We start from the raw sequence: 22,691 nt of genomic DNA on the forward strand, positions 1-22,691 counted from the left end.
GGGAGACGCCATGATCGGTTACCTCGCCCGGCGCCTGGCCACCGGCGCCGCGCTGCTCGTCGTCATCTCGCTGGTCGCGTTCGTGCTGCTGCGCACCGCCGCCGGCGACTCCATCGCCCGCAACATCCTCGGCGACACCGCCACCCCCGACCAGATCCTCGCCAAGGAGCAGGAGCTCGGCCTCGACCGGCCCGTCCTCGCCCAGTACCTGGACTGGGTCGCCGGTGCCGTGCGCGGCGATCTCGGCCGGTCGTTCTACACGCCGCAGAGCGTCACCGCTGCGCTCGCCGACGCGCTGCCCGTCTCGCTGAGCCTGGTGCTGTCGGTGCTGGTCGTCAGCGGGGTGCTCGCGTTCGCGATCGGGCTCACCTGCGCGGTGCGCCGTGGCTGGCTGGACCGCGCGTTCCAGGTCGTCAGCACGGCCGTCGACGCGGTGCCGAACTTCCTGGTCGGGCTCTTCCTGGCCACCCTGCTCGGCGTCCAGCTGGCGTGGTTCCCCGCGGTCGGGTACGTCTCGCCGGAGCGCTCCGTGCTGGCGTGGGCGATCTCGCTCGCCCTCCCGGTGACCGCGCTCGCGCTCGGCGCGATCGCCGGCGTCGCCCAGCAGGTGCGCAGCGCCGCGATCGGGGTGCTGCGCCAGGACTACGTCCGCACGCTGCGCAGCCGCGGGCTCTCCGAGCGGCGGATCCTGCTGACCAGCGTGCTGCGCAACTCCTCCACGACCGGGCTCACGATGCTCGGACTGCAGTTCGTCGGCCTGCTCGGCGGGTCGGTGGTGATCGAGCAGGTCTTCGCCCTGCCCGGGCTCGGCTCGCTCGCGGTCACCAACACGACCAAGGGGGACCTCCCGCTGGTCATGGGCGTCGTCGTCGCGACCGTCCTCATCGTCATCGTCGTCAACCTGGTCGTGGACCTCGTGGTGGCGTGGCTCAACCCGAAGGCGAGGCTGCGATGACCACGCCCACCCCGGCCGGTGCGCTGCGGCGCTTCCTGGCCGACCCGCTGGGCGTCGCCTGCGCGGTGGTGCTGCTGCTGATCGTGGTGGTCACCGCGGCCGCGCCGCTGCTGCCGCTGGCCGACCCGGCGCGGATCGACCTGTTCGGCACCCTCGCCCCGCCGAGCGGCCAGCACTGGCTGGGCACCGACTCCAGCGGCCGCGACGTGCTGTCCCGGCTGGTGTGGGGCGGGCAGGTCAACCTGCTCGGTGCTGCGCTGGCCGTCGCGATCTCGGCGGTGCTCGGCGTCTCGACGGGGCTCGTCGCCGGCTACTACGGGCGCTGGTTCGACACGACGAGCACGGCCGTGACCAGCATGCTGCAGGCGCTGCCGGCCATCGTGGTGCTGCTCGCCGTGCGAGCCACCGTCGGCCCGTCGACGTGGATCGCGATGAGCGTGTTCGGCGTGCTGCTCAGCGTCGGCTTCTTCCGCATCGTCCGCAGCGCGGTGCAGGCCGTCCGCGGCGAGCTGTACGTCGACGCGGCCCGCGTGTCCGGGCTGAGCGACGCCCGCATCATCGGCCGGCACGTGCTGATCGTCGTGCGGGCGCCGATCATCATCCAGTGCGCCCGCGTGGCCGGCATCGCCATCGCCGTGCAGGCCGGCCTGCAGTTCCTCGGCGTCGGCGACAACTCGCTGCCGTCGTGGGGCGCGATGATCAACGAGGGGTTCCGCAAGCTGGCGCTCGCGCCGCTGCTCGTGCTGTGGCCCGCACTCGTCGTCGGCCTGGTCTGCGCCGGCCTCATGCTGCTGTCGAACGCGCTGCGTGACGCGCTGGAGGACCGCGGCACCACCGCGCCCGTCCGGGTCACGCCGTCCGCGCCGCGCCCCGCAGCTCCCGTCGAGGACGCCCCCGGCGACCACCTGCTCGTCGTCCGCGACCTCGACGTGTCCTACCCCGCGCCGGACGGCGGCCGCCGCACGGTGGTGCAGGGCGTCACGCTGCACGTCGACGCCGGCGAGGTGCTCGGGCTGGTCGGCGAGTCGGGATCCGGCAAGACGCAGACCGCGTTCGCGGTGCTCGGGCTGCTGCCCGAGGGCGGCAGCGTCACCGCCGGCAGCATCCGGTTCGACGGCCGCGAGCTGACCGGGCTGAACCGGGCCGAGCGCGCCGCCCTGCGCGGCTCCGAGATCGCCTACGTGCCGCAGGAACCGCTGAGCAACCTCGATCCCGCGTTCCGCATCGGCTACCAGCTCGTCACGCCGATGCGGGCGAAGCTGGGCCTGGACCGCCGGCGGGCGCGGGAGCGGGCGCTGGAGCTGCTGGCCAGGGTCGGCATCGCCGACCCGCAGCGGACCTTCGCCGCCTACCCGCACGAGATCTCGGGCGGCATGGCCCAGCGCGTGCTCATCGCCGGTGCGGTCTCGTGCGAGCCGCGGCTGCTCATCGCCGACGAGCCGACGACGGCACTGGACGTGACCGTGCAGGCCGAGGTGCTCGACCTGCTGCGGGACCTGCAGCGCGAGCTGAAGATGGGGGTCGTGCTCGTGACGCACAACTTCGGCGTCGTCGCCGACCTGTGCGACCGGGTCGCGGTGATGCAGCAGGGCCGGGTGGTGGAGACCGGCGCCGTCGACGCGCTGTTCGCGGCACCGCAGCACCCGTACACGCAGTCGTTGCTGGCGGCGATGGTCGACGACGGTCCGGTCCGACCCTATCCGTTCGACGTTCCGGTGGAGGTGGGTCGATGACCGCCACCGCGCCGCCCACAGAGCCGTTGCTGCAGGTGGACGACCTGCACGTGACCTTCCCCGGCCGCGGGCTGTTCGCGCGCCCGCACCCCGTGCTGCACGGTGTCTCGTTCCGCGTCCGCCGCGGGGAGACCGTGGGCCTGGTCGGCGAGTCGGGGTCGGGCAAGACGACGATCGGGCGGGCCGTGCTGGGGCTGGTCGAGCCGAGCGGCGGCACGATCCGCTTCGACGGCCGCGACATCACCCACGCCGGACGGCGGGAGCGCCGCGGGCTCGCCCGCGACATCCAGGTCGTGTTCCAGGACCCGTATACGTCGCTGAACCCGTCGCTGACGATCGAGTCGATCCTCGCCGAGCCGCTCGTCGCCGCCGGGACGGAGCGCGCGGCGGCCAGCAACCGCATCCGCGTGCTGCTCGACCGCGTGCACCTGCCGGCCGACGCGGCGCACCGGCTGCCGCGGGAGTTCTCCGGCGGGCAGCGCCAGCGCATCGCGATCGCCCGGGCGATCGCGCTGGACCCGCGCCTGATCGTCTGCGACGAGCCGGTGTCGGCGCTGGACCTGATGACGCAGGCGCGGGTGCTGGAGCTGTTCACCGAGATCCAGGAGGCCACCGGGGTCGCCTACCTGTTCGTGTCGCACGACCTCGGCGTCGTCCGCCACCTCAGCCACACCGTGATGGTGCTGCACCGCGGCCTGGTCGTGGAGCACGGCCGCGCCGACCAGGTGACTGGCGACGCGCAGCACCCCTACACGCGACGGCTGCTGATGTCGGCACCCGTCCCCGACCCCGTACGCCAGCGGGAGCGCCGCGCGCAGCGCCGCGAGCTCGCCATGGAAGGAACGCAGTGAAGATCCTCTACGTCGATGTCGACAGTCTGCGACCGGATCACACCGGCCCGTACGGCTATCCCCGCCGCATCACGCCGAACCTGGACCGGTTGGCGGAGCGGTCGGTGCGCTTCGACCGGTACTACTGCTCGGACTCGCCGTGCCTGCCGTCGCGGACGGCGCTGGTCAGTGGCCAGTTCGGCATCACCAACGGAGTCATCGGGCACGCCGGGGACGACGCGCGGTTCCGCATGGAGCCGGGCCACCGCCCGATGCCGGGCCGGCCCAACCTGGCGCAGGCGCTCGTCGAGCTCGGGTACCGCACGGCGAGCATCTCCTCGTTCGCCGAGCGGCACCGGGCGCACCACTTCAACGCCGGCGTGCTGGAGACCCTGCAGACCACGCCGGACATCGGTGACGAGCCGGCGGAGATCGTCACCGACGTTGCGATCGACTGGCTCTGGCGCCACCGCGAGACGGACGACTGGTACCTGCACCTGACCTACTGGGACCCGCACACCGACTACCTGCACCCCGCCGAGTGGACCGAGCGGGCCGCGGCGAGTGGGCCGCCGCCGGAGTGGCCGGACGAGGCCACCATCCAGGAGCACCAGCGCGTCCACGGCCCGCGCTCGGCGTCGGACCTGCACTACGCGGGCGCGCCGCGCAGGTCCCGTGTGCCACACAACATGCCGGACGCGATCCGCACGCGCGCCGACTTCGAGCACCTGGTCAACGGCTACGACGGCGCGATCCACTACTGGGACCACCACTTCGGGCGGCTGCTCGACGCGCTGACCGATCTGGGTCTCGACGGCGAGGTCGCCATCGTGGTCAGCGCCGACCACGGCGAGTCGATGGGCGAGCTGGGGTCCTACGCCGAGCACGGCATGGCGAGCGAGCCCGTCAACCGGATCCCGCTGATCGTGCACTGGCCCGGCGCCACCGACGACGGGCAGGCGCGGCACTACGACCACCTGCTCTACAACATCGACTACGCGCCGACGATCCTGGACATGCTGGGCGTCACCGAGCTGCCGGAGAAGTGGCAGGGCACCTCGTTCGCGCCGCTGCTGCGCGGCGGGGAGCAGGAGCCCCGTGACTACCTCGTGCTCGGGCACGGCGCGCACACCTACCAGCGCTCGGTCCGCACGGCGACGCACATGTACACCCGCACGTACCACCCGGGGTCGTTCGCGGTGGAGCAGGAGTCGCTGTGGGACATGGCGGCTGACCCGCACCAGACGGAGAACCTGGTGGCGAAGGAGCCCGAGCTGCTGGACAGCATGCGGTCGCGGCTGCTCGACTGGTGGCACACCTACGCCGCGACGCCGGGAGCGCTGCCCGACCCGATGCAGATCTCCATGCAGCAGGGGCCCACGCTCTACAGCGACCCCGTCGAGTTCGAGGCGTACCTGCGGCGCACCGGCCGCACCGAGGCCGCCGACGACCTGCGCGATCGGCTCGCCGTCCGCAACGGGGCGGTGCCGGTGTCCTGGCACGCGCAGGCGCCGCTGCCCGTGCTGCGGGTGCCCGACCGAGGGGAGCCGGCCCGATGAAGCTGGAGCACATCCTGCTCGGGGTGCTGCTGCGCTACCCCAGCACCGGGTACGACTTGAAGAAGTACCTGGACACCGCGGGGCGCTTCCTGCGGCCCAACACGACCATGAGCCAGGTCTACCGGTCGCTGGCCCGCATGGAGGCCGACGGCTGGGTGACGCACCAGGTGAAGTCCCGGCCCGGCGCGCAGGATTACAAGATCTTCCGGGCCACCGCGGAGGGCACCACGGTGTTCCTCGACTGGCTCAAGGGACCGTACCGCCCGCCGGAGGCGCACCTGGGCCACGAGTTCCGCGGCCGGCTCGCCTTCGCCGGCTTCCTGACCCGCGAGGAGGTGCTCGCCCTGGTCGACACCGAGCTCGCCGCCCGCTACGCGCAGGTCGCGCGCTTCCGCCACCGTGACCGCACGCTGGAGACCCGCCCCGAGATCCCGTACGACGCGGAGCTCTCCCTCGAGATGCAGGAGTGGGAGCACCGCCGGGGCGCCGAGACCATGGACGCGCACATCGCCGCCTGCGAGGACCTGCGCGCCCGGCTGCTGGACGGCCGGCCGCTCGTCGACGCCGGCCCGCAGCCGACGCCCACGGTGCCCGACCACCCCGGGGTCGCCGCTGCGACGGGAGGGGAGCCGTGCGCGCCGTCGTCCTGATGTTCGACAGCCTCAACCGGCACGTGCTCCCGCCGTACGCCGCCGACACCCCCGTCCACGCGCCGAACTTCGCGCGGCTGGCCGAGCGCAGCGTGACGATGGACGGCTTCTACGCCGGGTCGATGCCGTGCATGCCGGCGCGCCGCGAGATGCACACGGGCCGGCACAACTTCCTGCACCGCTCCTGGGGGCCGCTGGAGCCGTTCGACGACTCGGTGCCGCAGCTGCTGGGCGAGGCGGGCGTGCACACCCACCTCGTGTCGGACCACCCGCACTACTGGGAGGACGGCGGCGCGACCTACCACACCCGGTTCACGACCTGGGAGTTCCTGCGCGGGCAGGAGGGCGACCCGTGGAAGGGCGTCGTCTCGCCGGGGCACGCGTCCGGGTCGGTGCTGCACCGGATGCGCCGCCAGGACGCGGTCAACCGCACGTACATGGACGGGGCCGCGGGGCACTCGCAGGTGCGCACGGTCGACGCCGGCCTGCACTTCCTGGAGACCAACGCGGGCAGCGACGACTGGTTCCTGCAGCTGGAGCTGTTCGACCCGCACGAGCCGTTCTACTCCGCGCCGCGCTTCCGCGAGCGGTACACGTCCGCAGCGGGCGGGCAGGCCGTCGACTGGCCGGGCTACCGGAAGGTGACCGAGCCGGCCGAGCACGTCGCGCAGGTCCGCGCCGAGTACGCCGCGCTCGTGTCGATGTGCGACGAGTCGCTGGGCCGGGTGCTCGACGCGATGGACGCCCACGACCTGTGGGACGACACGCTGCTGATCGTCAACACCGACCACGGGTTCCTGCTCGGCGAGCACGGCTGGTGGGCCAAGAGCGCGCAGCCGTGGTTCCAGGAACTCGTGAACCTGCCCGCCTTCGTGTGGGACCCGCGGCACGGCGGCCGCGGCACCCGCTGCGCCGCGCTGGCGCAGACCATCGACATCGCCCCGACGCTGCTGGGGTTCTTCGGCCTGCCGCCCACGCCGGACATGCAGGGCAAGGACCTGTGCGCGGCGCTCGACGCCGGACCCGACGACGTGCACGTGCTGCACGAGAGCGCGCTGTTCGGCGTCCACGGCGGGCACGTCAACGTCACCGACGGCCGGCACGTCTACATGCGCGCGCCGGTCGAGCGGGCGAACGCCCCGCTCGAGGAGTACACGCTCATGCCGACGCACATGCGCAGCCGGTTCGCCCCGGCCGAGCTGGAGTCGTGGGAGCCGGCGGACCCGCTGCCGTTCACGAAGGGCCTGCGCACCATGCGCATGCCCGCGGCGGGGCACTGGATGAACCCGTGGCTGCACGGCACGCTGCTGTACGACCTGGCCACGGACCCGCACCAGGAGCACCCGCTCGCCGACGACGAGCGCGAGCTGGCGCTGGCCGGCCTGCTGGTGGCCGCGATGCGCGCGGCGCAGGCGCCGCCGAGCCAGTTCGCCCGGCTCGGCCTGCCCGAGACCGGGGACGTCGGCCCGGAGCACCTGCTGGTGGCCGCGCAGGCAGCCCGGGCGGCGGCGACCGCCGAGCCGATGGCCGAGGTGGCCACACTCCAGGCCGCGGACCTGCTCCGCGCCCCACTGGGTGAGCTGTTCGACCGCCCGGGTGCCCGGTCGGTGGTGGAGCGGCGGCTGCCGTCGCTGGCGCAGACCGAGCAGCTGACCGTCCCGCCCGGGGCGAGCCTCTACAGCCTGGCGGCCGCGGGGGTGGTCAGCGTCGCGGACCTGCGGGTGATCGGCGCCGAACTGGCCGCGGAGCTCGCGGCGTGACGCGTCCGCCGAACATCCTCTGGATCTCCACCCACGACATCGGCCCGCACCTGGGCGCCTACGCCGGCGTCCACCCCGGCGCGGAGCAGGCGCGCACGCCGCGCCTGGACGGGCTGGCGGCCGAGGGCATGCGGTTCGACCTGGCCTTCGCGGCCGCGCCGATCTGCGCGCCGTCCCGCTCGGCGATCATGACGGGCTGCTTCCCGACGGCGATCGGCACGATGCACATGCGGACCAAGGCGGTGCCGCCGCCGCAGGTCCGGCTGTTCAGCGAGCACCTGCGCGAGGCCGGGTACTACGCCACCAACAACTGGTTCACCGACTTCCAGGTGCCGACCCCGCCGAGCGCCTTCGACGACTGCAGCGCCCACGCGCACTGGCGCAACCGGCCCACTCCCGACACGCCGTTCTTCGCCGCGTTCCACCTGCTGACCACGCACGAGTCGCAGATCTACCTCGACGACGACGCGTTCGCTCGCCGGACCGCGCACGTGCCGGACCACCACCGCCACGATCCGGCGACGGTCGCGGTGCCGCCCTACCACCCCGACACCGAGCCGTTCCGCCGCTCGTGGGCCCGCTACCACGACCTGATCACCGAGGCCGACCACGAGATCGGCGTCCTGCTCGACCAGCTGGAGGAGGACGGCCTCGCCGACGACACCGTCGTGGTGTTCTGGAGCGACCACGGCCCGGGCGTGCCGCGTGCGAAGCGGTGGCTCACCGACGCCGGCCTGCACGAGCCGCTCATCGTGCGCTGGCCCGGCCGGATCGCCCCGGGCAGCGTGCACCGCGACGTCGTGCACCTCATGGACCTCGCCCCCACCACGCTGCGGCTGGCCGGCGTCGACGTCCCCGCGCACATGCACGGCACCCCGCTGCTGGACGCGGACGGCGCGGTGGTCGCGAGCCCGAACACCTACGCGTTCGGCGGGCTGGACCGGCAGGGCGAGATGCAGGACCGCAGCCGCACCGCCCGCGACGCGACCCACCGCTACGTCCGGCACTACCACCCGGACCGGCCGCCGATGCAGCACTGCGCGTACCCCGACGGCCTGCACACCTGGCAGGAGCTGCGCCGGCTGGCGTCGGCGGAGGCGGTGCAGCGCGCCGGCGGCGCGCTCCCCGACCTGCTGACCCCGCTGCAGCGGGCGCTCGTCGCGGCGGCCAAGCCGGCCGAGGAGCTCTACGACCTGGTCGCCGATCCGCACGAGCAGCACAACCTGGCCGCCGACCCCGCCCACGCCGCGACACTCGCGCGCTTCCGCGGCGCCCTGGACGGCTGGCTCGCGACCTACGGCGACCTCGGCGAGCTCGACGAGGACGACCTCGTGGCGACCTGGCGTCCCGGCGGCACCCAGCAGGTGACCGCCGAGCCGCGAGTGGCGGGGACCGTCGTCGAGTGCGCCACCGAGGGCGCGGTCGTCGTGTGGACGGCGGATGCGCCGGCTGCGGCCGCCGAGGACACAGCCCCGCTCGGTGAGGCGATCGGCACGCCGGTCGCCGACGGGCGGCAGTGGCGGATCGCCTGCCCGGCGAGCCCGCCGCCCACCGATCGACCCGTCTGGCTGAAGGCGTGCCGGCTGGGATTCCAGGACAGTGCCGAGGTGCTGACGAACGAAGGAGCGACCACCGGATGACGACGACCGACCGCCGCACGACGGATCTGGACGTGCCCGCGCTGCTGGCGCAGATGACGCTGCAGGAGAAGGCGTCGCTGTGCTCGGGTTCGGACTTCTGGCACACCCGCGCCGTCGAGCGGCTCGGCGTGCCGGCGGTGATGCTCACCGACGGCCCGCACGGGCTGCGCAAGCAGGCCGGGGCCGCCGACCACCTCGGCCTCAACGACTCGGTGCCCGCGACCTGCTTCCCGCCCGCGGTCGCGCTCGGCTCGTCGTTCGACGTGGAGCTCGTCGAGCGGGTGGGCCAGGCGCTGGGGGCCGAGGCGCGGGCCGAGGGCGTCGCGGTGCTGCTGGGCCCTGGCATCAACATCAAGCGCTCACCGCTGTGCGGCCGCAACTTCGAGTACCTGTCGGAGGATCCGCTGGTCAGCGGGGTGCTCGGGGCGGCGCTGGTGCGCGGCATCCAGAGCGCGGGCATCGGCGCGTGCGTCAAGCACTTCGCGGTCAACAACCAGGAGACGGAGCGGCTGCGCGTCAGCGCCGAGGTCGACGAGCGCACCCTGCGCGAGATCTACCTGGCCGGGTTCGAGCGCGTCGTCACCGAGGCCCGCCCGTGGACGGTGATGTGCTCCTACAACAAGATCAACGGCACGTACGCGTCGCAGCACCCGTGGCTGCTCACCGACGTCCTGCGCGGCGAGTGGGGCTTCGACGGGATGGTGATGTCCGACTGGGGTGCGGTCGACGACCGCGTCGCCGGTCTCGCGGCCGGCCTGGACCTGGAGATGCCGGCCAGCGGCGGTGTCGGCGAGGCCGCCATCGTGGCGGCCGTGCAGTCGGGCGCGCTGGACGAGTCCGTCGTCGACCGCGCGGCCGAGCGCGTGCTCACGCTGCTGGCGCGGGCGCTGCCCGCGCTCGAGGCCGGCGGCGAGGTCGACCACGCCGCGCACCACGAGCTCGCCCGCGAGGCCGCGGCGGCGTCGGCGGTGCTGTTGAAGAACGACCCGGTCGACGGCTCGCCGCTGCTGCCCGTCGATCCCGAGGGGAGCGGGACCGTCGCGGTCATCGGCGAGTTCGCCCGCACCCCGCGCTACCAGGGGGCAGGCAGCTCCCAGGTCACGCCCACCCGCCTGGACGACGCGTGGACCACGCTGCGCGACGGGCTCGGCGACCGGGCCGTGTTCGCGCCCGGCGTCAGGATCGACGACGGCGAGACCGCGGCGCTGCAGGCGGAAGCGGTCGAGGTGGCCCGCACGGCCGACGTCGTCCTGCTGTTCCTCGGCCTGCCGGCCGCTGCGGAGTCCGAGGGCTACGACCGTGAGCACATCCACCTGCCGGCGGCCCAGACCGAGCTGCTGGCCGCCGTGGCCGAGGTGAACCCGCGCGTGGTCGTCGTCCTCTCCAACGGGTCGACCGTGCAGGTCTCGGACTGGGACCACCACGCGCCCGCGATCCTCGAGGGCTGGCTGCTCGGCCAGGCCGGCGGCGCCGCGCTGGCCGACCTGCTGCTCGGCCGCGTCAACCCGTCCGGCCGGCTCGCGGAGACGATCCCCCTGCGCCTGGAGGACACCCCTGCCCACCTGAACTTCCCCGGGGAGGGCGGCAAGGTGCGCTACGGCGAGGGCGTGTTCGTCGGCTACCGCGGCTACGACGCCCGCCGTCAGGAGGTGTCCTACCCGTTCGGGCACGGCCTGTCGTACACGACGTTCGCGTACTCGGACCTCGACGTGCACGTCCACGACGCCGAGGTGGCGGTCGCGGTGACGGTGACCAACACCGGCACGCGGGCCGGCGCCGAGGTCGTCCAGGTCTACGTCGGCGACCCGGAGGCGCGGGTCGCGCGGCCCGAGCGCGAGCTGAAGGCGTTCCGCAAGGTCGTGCTCGAACCGGGCGCGGCGGTCCGCGTCGAGTTCACCCTGGGCGCGCGCGACCTGTCCTACGTCGACCCGGTCTCGGGGGAGTGGGTGCTGGAGGGCGGCCGGTTCACGGTGGCCGCCGGGTCGTCCTCGCGCGATCTGCCGGTCACGGCGGAGTTCGTCGTCGACGCCCCCGCCGTCGCGACGCCGCTGCGCGCCGACGCGACGCTGGACGAGGTGCTGGCCCACCCGGTGTCCGGGCCGGCGCTGGACGCGCTGATCGACGCGCGGGCGCCGAACAAGCTCACCGACCCGGCCATGCGCCGCATGCTCGGCAACTTCCCCCTGATGCGGATGACGTCCTTCCCGAACTCGCCGATCTCCCGGGAGGAGGCGACGGAGCTCCTCGGCTACCGCCCGTAGACGGTGACGTGGCGCAGGCTGCGGCTGTCGAACGGCTCGCCCGCCCAGCCGCCCCACCTGGCGCGGCGCCGGAGGCCGGCGAGGCGGGCCATGAGGTCCAGCTCGCTGGGCCAGATGTAGCGCAGCGCCAGGGGTTCGTGGGTGATCCCCGCGGCGCCGAGGTCGACGTGGGACTTGTCGACCCGCTGGGTGACGCGGTCGTAGCGGCCGACCTCGATGTGCACCCCGTCGGAGCTGATCCGGCCGGCGTCGACGTACTGGTCGACGCCGTTGCGGTCGTGGCGCAGCGCGTACATCGGGTCGGGCACGACGTTCTCGACGACGAACAGGCCGTCGTCGGTGAGGTGGCGCGCCGCGTTCGCCGACGCACTGCACCTGCTCGTCCTGGGTGAGGAGGTTCATGAGGGAGTTGAAGACGACGTAGACCAGCGAGTACCGGTCCGGCATCTCGACGACGGCCATGTCGCCGCACGCCACGGTCATGGCGTCGCCGCCGGGTTTGGCCCGCAGCTGCTCGATCATCGCGGGGGAGAGCTCGATGCCGTCGACGCGGAGGCCGGTCGCGGCGAGGGGAAGCGCGATCCGGCCCGTGCCGACGGCGAGCTCCAGCACCGGCCCGGAGCCGGCCAGCTCGGCAAGGCGGGCCACGGCCGCCTCTTCGTCGCCCAGCGGCTCGTGGTCGTAACCGGCAGCCACCCGTTGACCGAAGCTGGTGCGCGGGTCGAAGGACATCGATTCGAAAGCCACCTCGCCCATTCGAGCGGAGCCGTCTGCGGTCGACAACGGATTTGTCGCATGGCGGTGGGCCGGTCAGCCGGGCGGGTGGTCGTCCGTTCGAGCGGACGCGGTGTGCTGGCGCTTCCGGTCGCGGTACGCGGCGGTCTTCGCCCGCGCCGTGCAGGCCGCACTGCAGTGCCGACGTGACCCGTTGCGCGTGAGGTCGATGTAGACCGCGTCGCACCCGGCAGCGCGGCAGCCGCCGAAGCGGTCGGCGCCGTACCCGTCGACGACGAGGGCGAGCATCGCCGCGAACTCGCCGCCGAGCGCGTCGACGACCGTGTCGCCGGAGCCGTGGAAGTGCAGGTGGAAGGGCTGGCCGACGTCCTCCACGAGGTACGGGAGGGCGCGGTACCGCTCGATCATGGCGTTGATGAGCGCGGCCTTCTCCTGCGCGCCGGGCGCCACCACCACCGCTCGGATCTCGCGCGCGAGGTCCGCCAGGCCCTCCCCGGATCCGGGCTGGGCGCGCAGCGCGGCGACGGTGGGGGCGGACAGCAGCTCGCCCAGCTCGTCGACCAGTGCGGTGCCGGTCCGTGGCGTCACGGGTCGGCCGCTCCGCTGCGTCGCCGTCGCGAGGTTCACCAGGTGCTCGACGGCGGACGCCAGGCGCGTCACGTTACAGGCTATTTCCACTTGACCGGTAACCATCCTTGCTGCTGTCATAGGCAAAACCGCTTTTGATGGTAACAGGGGGAGCCATGGTCGACTCGGCGTACCGCAGGCTCCTGCGCGCGCCGGTCGTGCCGCAGCTGCTCGGCGCCTCGGCCGTGGTCCGGCTCGGGGTGCCGGTGCTGAGCCTGGCGCTCCCGCTGGCGCTGATCGAGAGCGGGCACACCTACGGCACGGCGGGGCTGGTGCTGACCGGGCACGCACTGGCGCTCGCGGTCTGCGCCCCCACGGCCGGCCGGCTCGTCGACCGCTTCTCGACGCGCGCGGTGCTGGCGCTGTTCACGGCCGCGCACGCGGCGACCTTCGCGCTGCTCGTCGCCGCGGTGGTGGTCGACGTCCCGGGGCCCGTGATCGTCGCGGCGGCGGCGCTGCACGGGCTGTCCAACCCGCCCGTCGCGGCCGTGGTGCGCGCGTCGATGCCGCAGCTCGTGCCGGCGAGCCTCCTGAGCTCCGCGTACGCGCTCGACGGCATGACCAACGAGGTCGCCTTCATCGCCGGGCCCGCGGTGGTGTCGGTCCTCGTGCTGGTCGTGCCACCCGATGCGATCGTCGCCGGGGCGGGCGTCGCCGTGCTGCTCGGCCTGGTCCTCCTGCTCCGCACACGGACCGTGCGGGACGACTCCGCGGTGCCCGCGGATCCTGTGCCGCGGACGACCCTCGCGCGGCTGCTCGGACCGCTCGCCCACGGGCCGACCGCGATCGTGCTGGTGGTCGCGGCCGCGGACACGTTCGTCTTCGGCTGCCTGCGCATCGGCACCGTGGCGGCCGCGGACGCGGCGGCGGACATCGGCTACGCGGCGGTCCTCGCCGGTCTCATCTCCGTCGGCGCGCTGGTCGGCGCCCTCGCCTACGGGTCGCGCTCCTGGCGGGCGGCACCTCGCGGACTCCTCGTGGTCGTGTGCGTGGTCGAGGGCCTGCTCCTCCTGGTCGGCGCGGCGGCCGCGCCGGCGCTGCTCGTCCTCTCGCTCGTCGTGGCCGGTGTCGGTGTCGTCTCCGGGGTGCGCGAGACGCTGCAGTCCACCTTGCTCGCGCAGTCCGCCTCGACGGGGCAGCGCACCGAGGCGTTCGCCTGGCTCACGACGTTCATGTGGGCCGGCTACGGGGCCGGCACCGCCGTGGCCGGCGCGCTGACCGGGACGGCGACGTCCGCCTCCGCGGCGCTCGTCGCGGCCGCCGCGTCCTCGGCCGTCGCCACGTTGCTCGTCGTCGGACGGGCGCGACCGACCCGTCCCCGCACCTATGCTGCCGCGATGGGCCCGGAGAAGGTGCGCGTCGTGGTGGCGGACGACCACCCGTTCTTCCGCGACGGCGTGACCCGCGGGCTGGTCACGAGCGGGCGCATCGACGTAGTCGCCGAGGCCGGTGACGGCCGGGAGGCGCTCGCCGCGATCCGGGAGCACGGGCCCGACGTCGCGCTCGTCGACCACGAGATGCCCGACATCGACGGGCTCGGGGTCGTGCACGCCGTCGTCCGCGACGGGCTGGCCACCCGGGTGCTGATGCTCTCCGCGCACACGGAGAGCGCGATCGTGTTCCAGGCGCTCGAGGCCGGTGCTGCCGGGTACCTGGCGAAGGACTCGCGGCGCGGGGAGATCGTGCAGGCCGTCCTCGACGTGGCCCGCGGGCGCACCGTCGTCCCGCCGGAGGTGGCGGCGGGGTTGGCGGGGGAGATCCGGCTGCGCGCGCAGAACGCCGCGCCCGTGCTGTCGGAGCGGGAGCGGCAGGTGCTGCAGGCGTTCGCGCGGGGGCTGTCGGTGCCGCAGACCGCGGCGGAGCTGTTCATCGGGGCCAGCACCGTCAAGACGCACACGCAGCGGCTCTACGAGAAGCTCGGCGTCTCCGACCGGGCGGCCGCAGTGGCCGCTGCGATGCGTCTCGGACTGCTGGAATGACGGATCCGGTCTGGCTCACCGGCGGGCGCTGGCAGCGGACCCGGTGACCAGGCTGCCGATCGCCATCCCGATCACCACGGTGATGACGGCCTGCGCGGCGGCCAGCGGAAGGGCGGCAGCCGTGAGGAACGGCAGGACGGCGGCGGCCGCGGTGGCCAGCCCGACGATCCAGCCCAGGTAGGCCAGCGGCCGCGGGGTCGACAGCACGAGCAGGTGCGCCAGGCCGGTCGCGGCGAGCCCGCCCGTCGCCGCGAGGGTGCAGAGCAGCACGGTCGACTGCTCGCCGAACGCGGTGGCGCCGGGCAGGTGCAGCCCCTGCTGCATCGCGGCCCGCAGCACCAGCGAGCCGACCAGCCCGATCAAAGCGGCCACGACGGCCGTCGCCATGCCACCCGTCCACAGCTTGGCGGCGTCGAGGTCGCGGACCTCGGGAACCTCGCGGACCACGTTGTCGATCTCGAAGCGGCCGTCGCGGCGCGGGCGGTCGTACACGGGGTGCATGACCTCGGTGGGCTCGTCGGTGCGGGTGTACCGGGCGGCGGTGGCGGTGCTCATGGCGTCCTCCTGATGGCTGATCGGCGGTGTTTCCGATAGGAGAAGGGTGCTCCCACCAGCGGCTTCGCACCGTCGGCCGGCCGGGCCGTTCGCGAGGTGAGCGCGGGGTCCACCGATCGGGGGACGCACGCGTCATCCGCTGCGCTCGACCCGTTCCAGCAGCGACAGGTCGTCGGCGAGCCCGAGCAGCCACGCCCAGGCGTCGAGCACGCGCAGGGCCGACTCCCGGTCCGGGGCGACCCCGTCGGCAGGACGGCCCGCCAGCTCGGCGCAGATCGCTGCGCCGGCGCCCGCAGGCAGGGGCCGGCCGGCGCCGATCGCGTCGGCCGCCGCCCGGTAGGCGATGGCGAGCCGGGCCGCGGCGGCCCCGATGCGGTGCGCTGCGTCCGGCCACGGCAGCGCATCCGTGTCGGGGTGGCGGGCACGCAGCACGGTCGCGACGGTGTCGATGCGCTGCGCCACCGCGAGGACGGCCAGCCAGTCCGGCTCCGGGCCGTACGGGTGCGGCTCGCTGCGGTACTGGATGTAGGTCTGCTCGAACAGGGCGTTCGCCCGCGCGAGGTCGGGACCCGTCCGCGTGCCGCCGCCGGTCAGCCGCGCCGCCGTCGCATCGACGACGTCGGCGCCCGCCCGCAGCGCGGCCGCGGCGGCCCGGCGGATCTCACCGCTGCCGCCGCGCGGCCAGACCGCGGCACCGACGACGGCGCCCACGACGCCGCCGACGAGGACGTCGAGCAGCCGCGTGCCGGCGAGCTCCCACGTCGACGGCGCGAGCTGGGCGAAGAGCAGCGACACGACGACGGTGAACCCGGCCTGCCCCGCCCACAGCCCCAGCACCGGTCCGGCCGCGAACGCGAGCACCATCACCGGCGGCAGCGCCCATGCGTAGACGTCGGTGGCGTCCCCGACGAGGGTCAGCGCCGCGCCGGCAACCACCGCGCCGGCCAGCGTGCCGGCCAGGGCCTGCGGCAGCACCGCCCGCCCGGCCACCGACGACGTGCGCATCAGGCTCAGCGTGGCCAGCAGCACCCAGAAGCCGTGGGAGAGGTCCAGCACCCCGGCGACCGCGCGGGCCGCGGCCAGCCCCAGCGCCAGCCGGACCGCGTTCTGCAGGTGCACCGAGTGCGGCGTGACGTGGGTGCGCAGCCGGTGCCACCACAGCGCGGCCGGTCGCTCCCGCAGGAACCACAGCGGCGGCGGTGGATCCGCGGGCGGCGGCGCGCCGACGATCCCGCCGGCGGCGACCAGTGCCAGCCTCGCCTCCTCGGCGACGGTGACCGCGGCGAGCCCGGGCCGCAGGCCGATGACCGGTCCGGCACCGTCGAGGCGGTGGGCGTGCTCGTCCACGTAGGCGTCGAGCACCGTGTCGACGCACCCCGTTCCGGGTGGTGCTCCGCCCGCTCGCAGCGCTGCGGCGACCTGGCCGAACGCGGTCCCCGCACCGGAGACGAGTGCAGCGGTGTGCGGGTGCGGGGGTTCGTCCGGATCCGACAGCAGGTCGGCGAGCACGGCGAGCCGGGCCGTCGCGATGCGGGTGGCGGCCGCGGCGGCGAGCAGCGAGCGGTCGCGCGCACCCGGGCCGATCGGGCGCTCGGCCGCAGGGATCGCGCGCATCCGCAGCGCCGTCGCGGCAGCCGTCGCCTCCGCCCGGCCCGGCAGGTCGGTGGGCACCGGACCGTGCCCGAGCCGGTCGGCGAGCTCCGCCGCGAACGCGGCGACCAGCTCCGCCGCGTCCGCGAGCCGCGAAACGGTCGACCGGGGCGCCGGATCGGGCCACAGCACCCGATCGGCCAGCGCGAGCAGCAGCCCGCCGATCACGAGCCCGGCCAACCGCTCGTCCAGCGTGTCGGGTGCGTAGGGCGGGAAGCACGGCAGCACGTAGAACAGCTGGAGGCCCGGGGCGACCGACTGCACCCGCGGACCGGTCACCCCCGCATACGCCAGCACGAACCCCACGACGAGCATCCCCACGACCGCCGCGACCGTGCTCGCCGCGGCCAGCGTGCCGATGGTGACCAGCGGCAGCCCAACCAGGACGGCGCCCAGGAAGGTGCGGGTGCGGGACGTGGGCGGGCCCGACACGTCCGAGAGCGCGCCCAGCGCGATCGCGGTGAACAGGGCGTACACCGCGAGCGTCGGGGCGTCGAGGAGGTACCGGCCGATGTAGAAGACCAGGCACGCGACGAGCGTGACGCGGGCCGGGCGGCGCAGGGCAGCGAGCCGCCGACGGGCCGGGATCGCCGCCGCGCTCACCGTCGGCACGGTAGCGGCGCACCGACCTCGTGCCCAGAGGCCAGGTGGAGGGTCGGTCAGGGTGCGCGGGCCCGAGGTTTCGGTGATCAAGGGCAGAACGTCGTCGACCAAGATCGAACAACAACACTTTGCCCTTGATCGACGCACTGCTGTCCGGCCGGAGCCCGCCGCGTCACGTGGGACGGGGCAGCTCCACGGTGGCCACCGTGCCGCCGGTCGGGCCCGGAACGACGGTGAGCGCACCGCCCGCGGCCTCGATCCGCAGCGCGTGCGAGGCGAGCCCGATGTGGCCGTCGGCGAGGCTGCGCGCCGCGGCGCCCTCGGTGATGCCGTCGCCGTCGTCGGTGACGGTGAGGCGCAGGTGGTCGCCCCCGCCGTCGAGCACCACGCCGACGGTACCGGCGTGCGCGTGCTTCGCGACGTTGCCGAGCAGCTCCCGGGCGGTGCGGTAGAGCAGCGCGTCGGCGGGGGTGCGCTCGGGCCACTCCCGCACGTCGACGGTCGCGGTGAAGCCGGCCCGGGCTCCGGTGGTGGCGGCGAGGTCACGCAGGGCGGCCGGGAGCCCGGCCCGTTCCAGCACCGCGGGGTGCAGCTGGGAGACCGTCGTGCGCAGCAGCGCCGACGACGTGGTCAGCGCCTCGTCGAGCCGGTCGAACGCGGCCGCGTCGCCGGTGTCGCGGGCGTCCTCGATGTCCTGGCGGGCGGCGAGGACGTACTGCAGGGCGCCGTCGTGGAGGTTCTCGGCCAGCTCGCGGCGCTCGCGGCGTTCCAGGTCGGCGAGCTCGGCCACGAGCCGCGCCCGGTCGCCGAGCAGGCCGGCGATCGTCGTGACGCGGGAGCGCTGGATGCGCGACAGGCCGACGCAGCCGAGCCCGACCCCGGCCAGCAGCAGCGTCCGCAGCAGCAGCGACGACCACGGCTCGGCGTTGGCCTCCTGCGTGATGACGGCGACGGCGAACGAGAGCAGCACCGTCGGCACCACCACGGCCGCGCACACCCGGGGCCGCAGGTCGGTGGCGGCGATCACCGGCACCAGCCCGAACCCGGCAGCGAGCACGTCCGCGGTCCAGCTGTCCGGCGTGAGCAGGCCGGTGAGCAGCGTCAGTGCCGTCAGGACGACGAGGTCGACGAACAGCGCGAGCCAGGCGAACCGCACGACGGTGGGGCCGCCGCCGCGCAACCACACGGCGAACGCGACCATCCAGATCGCGTACGCCGCGACGACCAGCTCGCACGCCAGCAGCCCCCGACCGGGCGGCACGGCGAGGACGGTGGCGGCGAGGAACACCAGCAGCACCGCCCGCAGCACCATCTGCAGCCGGACGCCACGGCGGGCGTGTTCGGCCACCGTGGCGTCCAGCTGTGGATCCGGCTGTGTACCGGGCATGTGCGCATCGTGCCCGCTCACGAGCCCATCTGGTTGTTGCCGTGCGCGAGGAAGTTGGCCAGCGCGGCCTGGGTCGCGGCGTTCATCGTCCCGGTCTGGGGCAGGTGGGCGTCGCGCTGCAGGTAGGTGATGGCCTGCGTGGTCTGGGCGTTCATGATCCCGGTGACCGGGCCCTCGTAGTAGTTGAGCTGGCCGAGCTCGCGCTGCAGCGTCTCGATCGCGGCGGACGGCTTGACCGGCTTGACGGGGTTCACCGGGGTGACGTGGTGGTGGGTGCTGCTGCCGGACGCGCCGCCGCCGTCGATCACGACGCTGCTGGTCGGGGTGGTGGGCGCCGCCGTCCCGGCGCCGAGGCCGTAGACCAGCCCGGTGGCGACGGCCGCGCCGGCGAGCACACCGGCGACGGCGAGGGCGACGCCACGGCCGCGGGAGCCGTTGTTCGCGGGGGTGGAGGTGGGGGCCGGGGTGGTGGTCGTGGTGGTCATCGGGATCGTCTCCTTGGTGGGTTCCGGGGGGTTTCTCCGGTGCCACCAAGGTCCCGCTTCCGGGCCGTCCGCACCGTCGGGCGGCCGGCCGGTGCTGCGGGTGAACGTGGGGTCCACCGATCGGTGGACGCGCCGACGATTCCGGTGGTCGTAGGAGCGCACGGCACGCACAGCGGCCGGGTGCGCAGCCGATCAGGGCGCGGATCGTGCGGTCTCGGCGGCGCTGAGCAGGTCGATCGCGTCGGCCTCGGTGAGCGGGACGCCGGGGAACTGCAGCAGGGCGACGAGTGGCCAGGCGAGCACGCTGTGCCGGCCGGTCTCGTCGCCCAGGAGGTCGCCGACGCGGCCGGGCATGCCGCCGCGGTCCTGGACGAGCTTCCAGAGCGCGAGGCCCACGTCCGGGTGGTCGGACCAGTCCGCGAGCGTCGACCACAGGGTCAGCGGTGGCACGACGGGCTCGCCGGGCACCGTGACCGCGGTCCGCAGGCGGATGTCGCGCGAGGACGACCCGACGTGGACGTCGATCGGCCCGCCCGGGAACACCCAGCCGAGGTCGGGGACGTAGTGCTGCAGGTGGTCGCGGCGGACGGGTACGCGGACCCGTCGGCGTTCGCCGGGTGCCAGCCGGACCTTGGTGAACGCGCGCAGCTCCTGCACCGGGGTGCGGACCAGGCCGCTGCGGTCGCCCACGTAGACCTGCACGACCTCCGCGCCCGGCCGGTCGCCGGTGTTGGTGAGGGTCAGCGTCAGCGTCACGGCGACCGGGTCGGCCAGGTCGTGCACGTCGACGTCGAGGTCGGTGTAGGCGAACTCGGTGTAGGACAGTCCGTGCCCGAACGGGAAGTCGACGTCGAGGCGGCGGGCGTCGTAGTGGCGATATCCGACGTGGATGCCCTCGCCGTAGCGGACGTGGCAGCGTTCGCCGGGGAAGTCCAGGTAGGCCGGGGTGTCGGCGAGTCGCAGGGGAACCGTCTCGGCCAGCTTGCCCGACGGCGTCACGTCGCCGAGCAGGACGTCGACGACGCTCTCCCCGTGTGCCTGCCCGGTCAGCCAGAACTCCACGATCGCCGCCGCGCTCGCGCGCCACGGCGCGGTCGTCACGACGGACCCGTTGCTGAGCGCGACCACCGTGCGCGGGTTCGCCCGGGCGACCGCGCGCAGGAGGGCGACCTGGTCGTCCGGGAGGTCGATGTCGCTGCGGTCGCGCCCTTCCGCCTCGGCGCTGTCGGGCAGGCCGAGGAACAGCACGACGACGTCCGCCTCGCTCGCGGCCTCGACGGCGTCGGCGAGCAGGGCGCCGTCCGCGGTCCCGTCCAGGCGGTACCCGGGTGCGAAGCGCAGGTCGGCGATCCGCCCCGTGGCGGCGTCGAGCGCGCAGACGACCCGGGTCGGGTTGACGCGGGAGCTGCCCGCCCCCTGGTAGCGCGGGGTGCGCGCCATCTCCCCGACGAACGCGATCCGGCTGCTCGGGGACAGGGGGAGGAGGCCGTCGTTGGTCAGCAGCACGGCGGACTCCGCGGCGGCGCGTCGGGTCAACGCGTGGTGCTCGTCCAGGTCGGGTGCCGCGGCAGCCGCCCCGTTCGTCCGCTGCGCCAGCAGGGTGAGCCGCTCCAGCACCCGGTCGAGCACGCTCGGCTCGAGGTCGCGGCCGTCGTTCCGGCCGGTGTCGGGCCCGGGCATCCGCACGTCCAGCCCCGCGCGCACGGCGGCGGCGGGGTCGCGGACGGCGCCCCAGTCGGACACGACGACGCCGTCGAAGCCCCACTGGTCGCGCAGCACGTCGGTGAGCAGCCAGGGGTTCTCCGACGCGGGGACGCCGTTGATGCGGTTGTAGGCCGTCATCACCGCCCACGGCCGCGCCTGCCGGATCGCGAGCTCGAAGCCGCGCAGGTAGATCTCGTGCAGCGGGCGCTCGTCGATGTCGGCGCTGATCCGCAGGCGCTCGGTCTCCTGGTTGTTGGCCGCGAAGTGCTTCACGCACGCGCCGACGCCCACCGACTGGATGCCCTCGACCATCGCCGCCGCGAGCAGGCCCGACAGCAGCGGATCCTCCGAGAGGTACTCGAAGTTGCGCCCGCACAGCGGGGTCCGCTTGAGGTTCATGCCGGGGCCGAGCACGACGTGCACGCCCTTGGCGCGCGCCTCGGTCGCGAGTGCCGAGCCGACGCGGCGGATCAGCTCGGGATCCCACGACGACGCCAGCGTCACCGCCGGCGGGAAGCACGTCGACGGCTCGCTGCGACCGAGTCCGAGGTGGTCGGGGTCGTCGTCCTGCACCCGCAGGCCGTGCGGCCCGTCGGCGAAGCGGATCGGGCCGTGCCCGGGGATCGGGTGGGTCGTCCAGTAGGTGGCGCCGGCGGTGAACCGCGCCGCGTCCTCGACCGTCATCCCGCACCCCGCCCATCAACCGACTGACTGAACGGTCGGTACGTTAGGTCGCGCCTCGTTCCGGGGCAAGGACGGACCGGCGCGTGCTCAGCGCCCCAGCTCGGCGCGCAGGAGGTCGGTGATCACCCGCATGCTCCCCACGAGATCGACCTCGGCAGGGTTGCGCAGCCACTGCGTCTGCAGCCCGTCCATCGCGGCGAAGGCGACGCCGACGAGCAGCTTCGTCCGCGCATCCGGGACGTCGCCGGTAACGGCTTCGGCGAACAGCTCCCGGATGGTGTCGTACCGCTCGACGAAGAACTGCTGCGCGGGATGCCCCGCGGTGAGGCTCTCCGCGCTGAGCACCGAGAAGAACCGGACCACCGCGGGGTTCTCGCTGTTGCGGCGCGCCGTCGCGTCGAGCAGGTCGGGGAAGCTCAGCTCGCCGCCGGCCACCGCGTCGGCCTCGGGCCGCTGTCGATCCGCCGGGTACAGCTCCTGCAGGACGTCGACGAGGAGGCGCTCCTTGCTGCCGAAGTGGTGCAGCACCCCGGACTGCCCGATTCCCGCGCGCGCTGCGATCTGGGCGAGGGAGCATCCCCGGTAGCCGTGCTCGCCGAAGAGCTCGACGGCGGCCTGCAGGATCGCCTTGCGCGTGGCGCGGCCTTGGTCGACGGTGCTGCGGGCCTGAGGCGACACGCTCCACTCCTCCTGCTGACGGTCACCGGCCATCGTGCCCGACGCGCCGCCGACGCCGTCGTTGCGGCGGTTCCCGGGGGCCGAGCGCGTCACGTCGGACGGCAGGTGGACCCACCTGTCCCCTGGTAGGGTGGGTCGCTGACCAAGGATCGCCCTGCCCCTGCGATCTCGGCGGACCGCGGCCGACCGTGCCCGGTCCTCGAGGAGCGGGTGGGT

General features: G+C 74.2%; 17 protein-coding genes and 1 pseudogene. 9 read left to right on the forward strand and 9 right to left on the reverse strand.

The features are described from left to right. The first annotated feature begins 10 nt into the window (after positions 1 to 10). From ACQEVB_RS18465 to ACQEVB_RS18500, 8 genes are read left to right on the forward strand one after another with little or no spacing between them, the layout of a single operon-like run. Complete coding sequence (locus ACQEVB_RS18465; protein ID WP_432972701.1) at positions 11 to 955, forward strand: ABC transporter permease; 945 nt, start codon at positions 11 to 13, stop codon at positions 953 to 955. Beyond that, the gene (locus ACQEVB_RS18470; protein WP_432972705.1) at positions 952 to 2,688 is read left to right on the forward strand and encodes a dipeptide/oligopeptide/nickel ABC transporter permease/ATP-binding protein; all 1,737 of its coding nucleotides are present in this window, start codon (positions 952 to 954) and stop codon (positions 2,686 to 2,688) included. Before ACQEVB_RS18465 ends, ACQEVB_RS18470 begins: the two co-directional genes overlap by 4 nt. Then, entirely contained in the window at positions 2,685 to 3,539 is an 855-nt protein-coding gene (locus tag ACQEVB_RS18475) for an ATP-binding cassette domain-containing protein (RefSeq protein WP_432972708.1), read from the forward strand. The genes ACQEVB_RS18470 and ACQEVB_RS18475 overlap by 4 nt, the downstream gene beginning before the upstream one ends. Then, the gene (locus ACQEVB_RS18480) at positions 3,536 to 5,077 is read left to right on the forward strand and encodes a sulfatase family protein (RefSeq protein ID WP_432972711.1); all 1,542 of its coding nucleotides are present in this window, start codon (positions 3,536 to 3,538) and stop codon (positions 5,075 to 5,077) included. Before ACQEVB_RS18475 ends, ACQEVB_RS18480 begins: the two co-directional genes overlap by 4 nt. Next, positions 5,074 to 5,727, forward strand: a complete 654-nt coding sequence (locus ACQEVB_RS18485; protein WP_432972714.1) for a PadR family transcriptional regulator — start codon at positions 5,074 to 5,076, stop codon at positions 5,725 to 5,727. The genes ACQEVB_RS18480 and ACQEVB_RS18485 overlap by 4 nt, the downstream gene beginning before the upstream one ends. Continuing rightward, positions 5,709 to 7,487, forward strand: a complete 1,779-nt coding sequence (locus ACQEVB_RS18490) for a sulfatase-like hydrolase/transferase (protein WP_432972717.1) — start codon at positions 5,709 to 5,711, stop codon at positions 7,485 to 7,487. The genes ACQEVB_RS18485 and ACQEVB_RS18490 overlap by 19 nt, the downstream gene beginning before the upstream one ends. Continuing rightward, positions 7,484 to 9,127 carry a sulfatase family protein gene (locus tag ACQEVB_RS18495; protein WP_432972720.1) on the forward strand — a complete coding sequence of 548 codons (1,644 nt, stop codon included), beginning with the start codon at positions 7,484 to 7,486 and terminating at the stop codon, positions 9,125 to 9,127. Before ACQEVB_RS18490 ends, ACQEVB_RS18495 begins: the two co-directional genes overlap by 4 nt. Beyond that, positions 9,124 to 11,388, forward strand: a complete 2,265-nt coding sequence (locus tag ACQEVB_RS18500; RefSeq protein WP_432972723.1) for a glycoside hydrolase family 3 C-terminal domain-containing protein — start codon at positions 9,124 to 9,126, stop codon at positions 11,386 to 11,388. The genes ACQEVB_RS18495 and ACQEVB_RS18500 overlap by 4 nt, the downstream gene beginning before the upstream one ends. On the opposite strand, the gene ACQEVB_RS18505 is transcribed toward ACQEVB_RS18500, so the two are convergent. The 3 genes and pseudogenes from ACQEVB_RS18505 to ACQEVB_RS18515 form a co-directional block, all read right to left on the reverse strand. Then, positions 11,376 to 11,696 carry a hypothetical protein gene (locus tag ACQEVB_RS18505; RefSeq protein ID WP_432972726.1) on the reverse strand — a complete coding sequence of 107 codons (321 nt, stop codon included), beginning with the start codon at positions 11,694 to 11,696 and terminating at the stop codon, positions 11,376 to 11,378. The two genes, ACQEVB_RS18500 and ACQEVB_RS18505, sit on opposite strands and share 13 nt — an antisense overlap. Before the next feature lie 118 nt (positions 11,697 to 11,814). Next, positions 11,815 to 12,144: pseudogene (locus ACQEVB_RS18510) on the reverse strand (class I SAM-dependent methyltransferase); the annotation flags it as partial. A 54-nt stretch (positions 12,145 to 12,198) separates the two neighbouring features. Further along, positions 12,199 to 12,783, reverse strand: a complete 585-nt coding sequence (locus tag ACQEVB_RS18515) for a CGNR zinc finger domain-containing protein (protein ID WP_432972729.1) — start codon at positions 12,781 to 12,783, stop codon at positions 12,199 to 12,201. 83 nt (positions 12,784 to 12,866) lie between these two features. Between ACQEVB_RS18515 and ACQEVB_RS18520 the strand changes: the two genes are divergently transcribed. Then, positions 12,867 to 14,729: an MFS transporter gene (locus ACQEVB_RS18520; RefSeq protein ID WP_432972732.1), complete on the forward strand. Its 1,863-nt coding sequence runs from the start codon at positions 12,867 to 12,869 to the stop codon at positions 14,727 to 14,729. A 15-nt stretch (positions 14,730 to 14,744) separates the two neighbouring features. Here the strand turns inward: ACQEVB_RS18520 and ACQEVB_RS18525 are convergent, their stop codons facing one another. From ACQEVB_RS18525 to ACQEVB_RS18550, 6 genes are all read right to left on the reverse strand, one after another. Then, positions 14,745 to 15,284 (reverse strand): DUF6069 family protein, encoded by a 540-nt coding sequence (locus ACQEVB_RS18525; protein WP_432972735.1) that lies wholly within the window; start codon positions 15,282 to 15,284, stop codon positions 14,745 to 14,747. A 132-nt stretch (positions 15,285 to 15,416) separates the two neighbouring features. After that, complete coding sequence (locus ACQEVB_RS18530) at positions 15,417 to 17,537, reverse strand: FUSC family protein (protein ID WP_432972738.1); 2,121 nt, start codon at positions 17,535 to 17,537, stop codon at positions 15,417 to 15,419. 172 nt (positions 17,538 to 17,709) lie between these two features. Further along, the gene (locus tag ACQEVB_RS18535) at positions 17,710 to 18,924 is read right to left on the reverse strand and encodes a sensor histidine kinase (protein ID WP_432972741.1); all 1,215 of its coding nucleotides are present in this window, start codon (positions 18,922 to 18,924) and stop codon (positions 17,710 to 17,712) included. 17 nt (positions 18,925 to 18,941) lie between these two features. Next, the gene (locus tag ACQEVB_RS18540; RefSeq protein WP_432972744.1) at positions 18,942 to 19,409 is read right to left on the reverse strand and encodes a peptidoglycan-binding domain-containing protein; all 468 of its coding nucleotides are present in this window, start codon (positions 19,407 to 19,409) and stop codon (positions 18,942 to 18,944) included. 192 nt (positions 19,410 to 19,601) lie between these two features. Beyond that, positions 19,602 to 21,797 (reverse strand): glycoside hydrolase family 3 C-terminal domain-containing protein, encoded by a 2,196-nt coding sequence (locus tag ACQEVB_RS18545; protein ID WP_432972747.1) that lies wholly within the window; start codon positions 21,795 to 21,797, stop codon positions 19,602 to 19,604. 87 nt (positions 21,798 to 21,884) lie between these two features. Further along, positions 21,885 to 22,568: a TetR/AcrR family transcriptional regulator gene (locus tag ACQEVB_RS18550; RefSeq protein ID WP_432972750.1), complete on the reverse strand. Its 684-nt coding sequence runs from the start codon at positions 22,566 to 22,568 to the stop codon at positions 21,885 to 21,887. Positions 22,569 to 22,691 lie beyond the last annotated feature (123 nt).

It is taken from the genome of Pseudonocardia sp. CA-107938, from assembly GCF_050936315.1.
In the GTDB taxonomy this organism is placed as follows: Bacteria; Actinomycetota; Actinomycetes; order Mycobacteriales; family Pseudonocardiaceae; genus Pseudonocardia.

Bases quoted from the DNA above. Each gene is read 5' to 3' on its own strand.
- ACQEVB_RS18465 (WP_432972701.1), top strand. From the start codon at position 11: ATGATCGGTTACCTCGCCCGGCGCCTGGCCACCGGCGCCGCGCTGCTC.
- ACQEVB_RS18470 (WP_432972705.1), top strand. From the start codon at position 952: ATGACCACGCCCACCCCGGCCGGTGCGCTGCGGCGCTTCCTGGCCGAC.
- ACQEVB_RS18475 (WP_432972708.1), top strand. From the start codon at position 2,685: ATGACCGCCACCGCGCCGCCCACAGAGCCGTTGCTGCAGGTGGACGAC.
- ACQEVB_RS18485 (WP_432972714.1), top strand. From the start codon at position 5,074: ATGAAGCTGGAGCACATCCTGCTCGGGGTGCTGCTGCGCTACCCCAGC.
- ACQEVB_RS18500 (WP_432972723.1), top strand. From the start codon at position 9,124: ATGACGACGACCGACCGCCGCACGACGGATCTGGACGTGCCCGCGCTG.
- ACQEVB_RS18520 (WP_432972732.1), top strand. From the start codon at position 12,867: ATGGTCGACTCGGCGTACCGCAGGCTCCTGCGCGCGCCGGTCGTGCCG.
- ACQEVB_RS18525 (WP_432972735.1), bottom strand. From the start codon at position 15,284: ATGAGCACCGCCACCGCCGCCCGGTACACCCGCACCGACGAGCCCACC.
- ACQEVB_RS18535 (WP_432972741.1), bottom strand. From the start codon at position 18,924: ATGCCCGGTACACAGCCGGATCCACAGCTGGACGCCACGGTGGCCGAA.
- ACQEVB_RS18540 (WP_432972744.1), bottom strand. From the start codon at position 19,409: ATGACCACCACGACCACCACCCCGGCCCCCACCTCCACCCCCGCGAAC.
- ACQEVB_RS18545 (WP_432972747.1), bottom strand. From the start codon at position 21,797: ATGACGGTCGAGGACGCGGCGCGGTTCACCGCCGGCGCCACCTACTGG.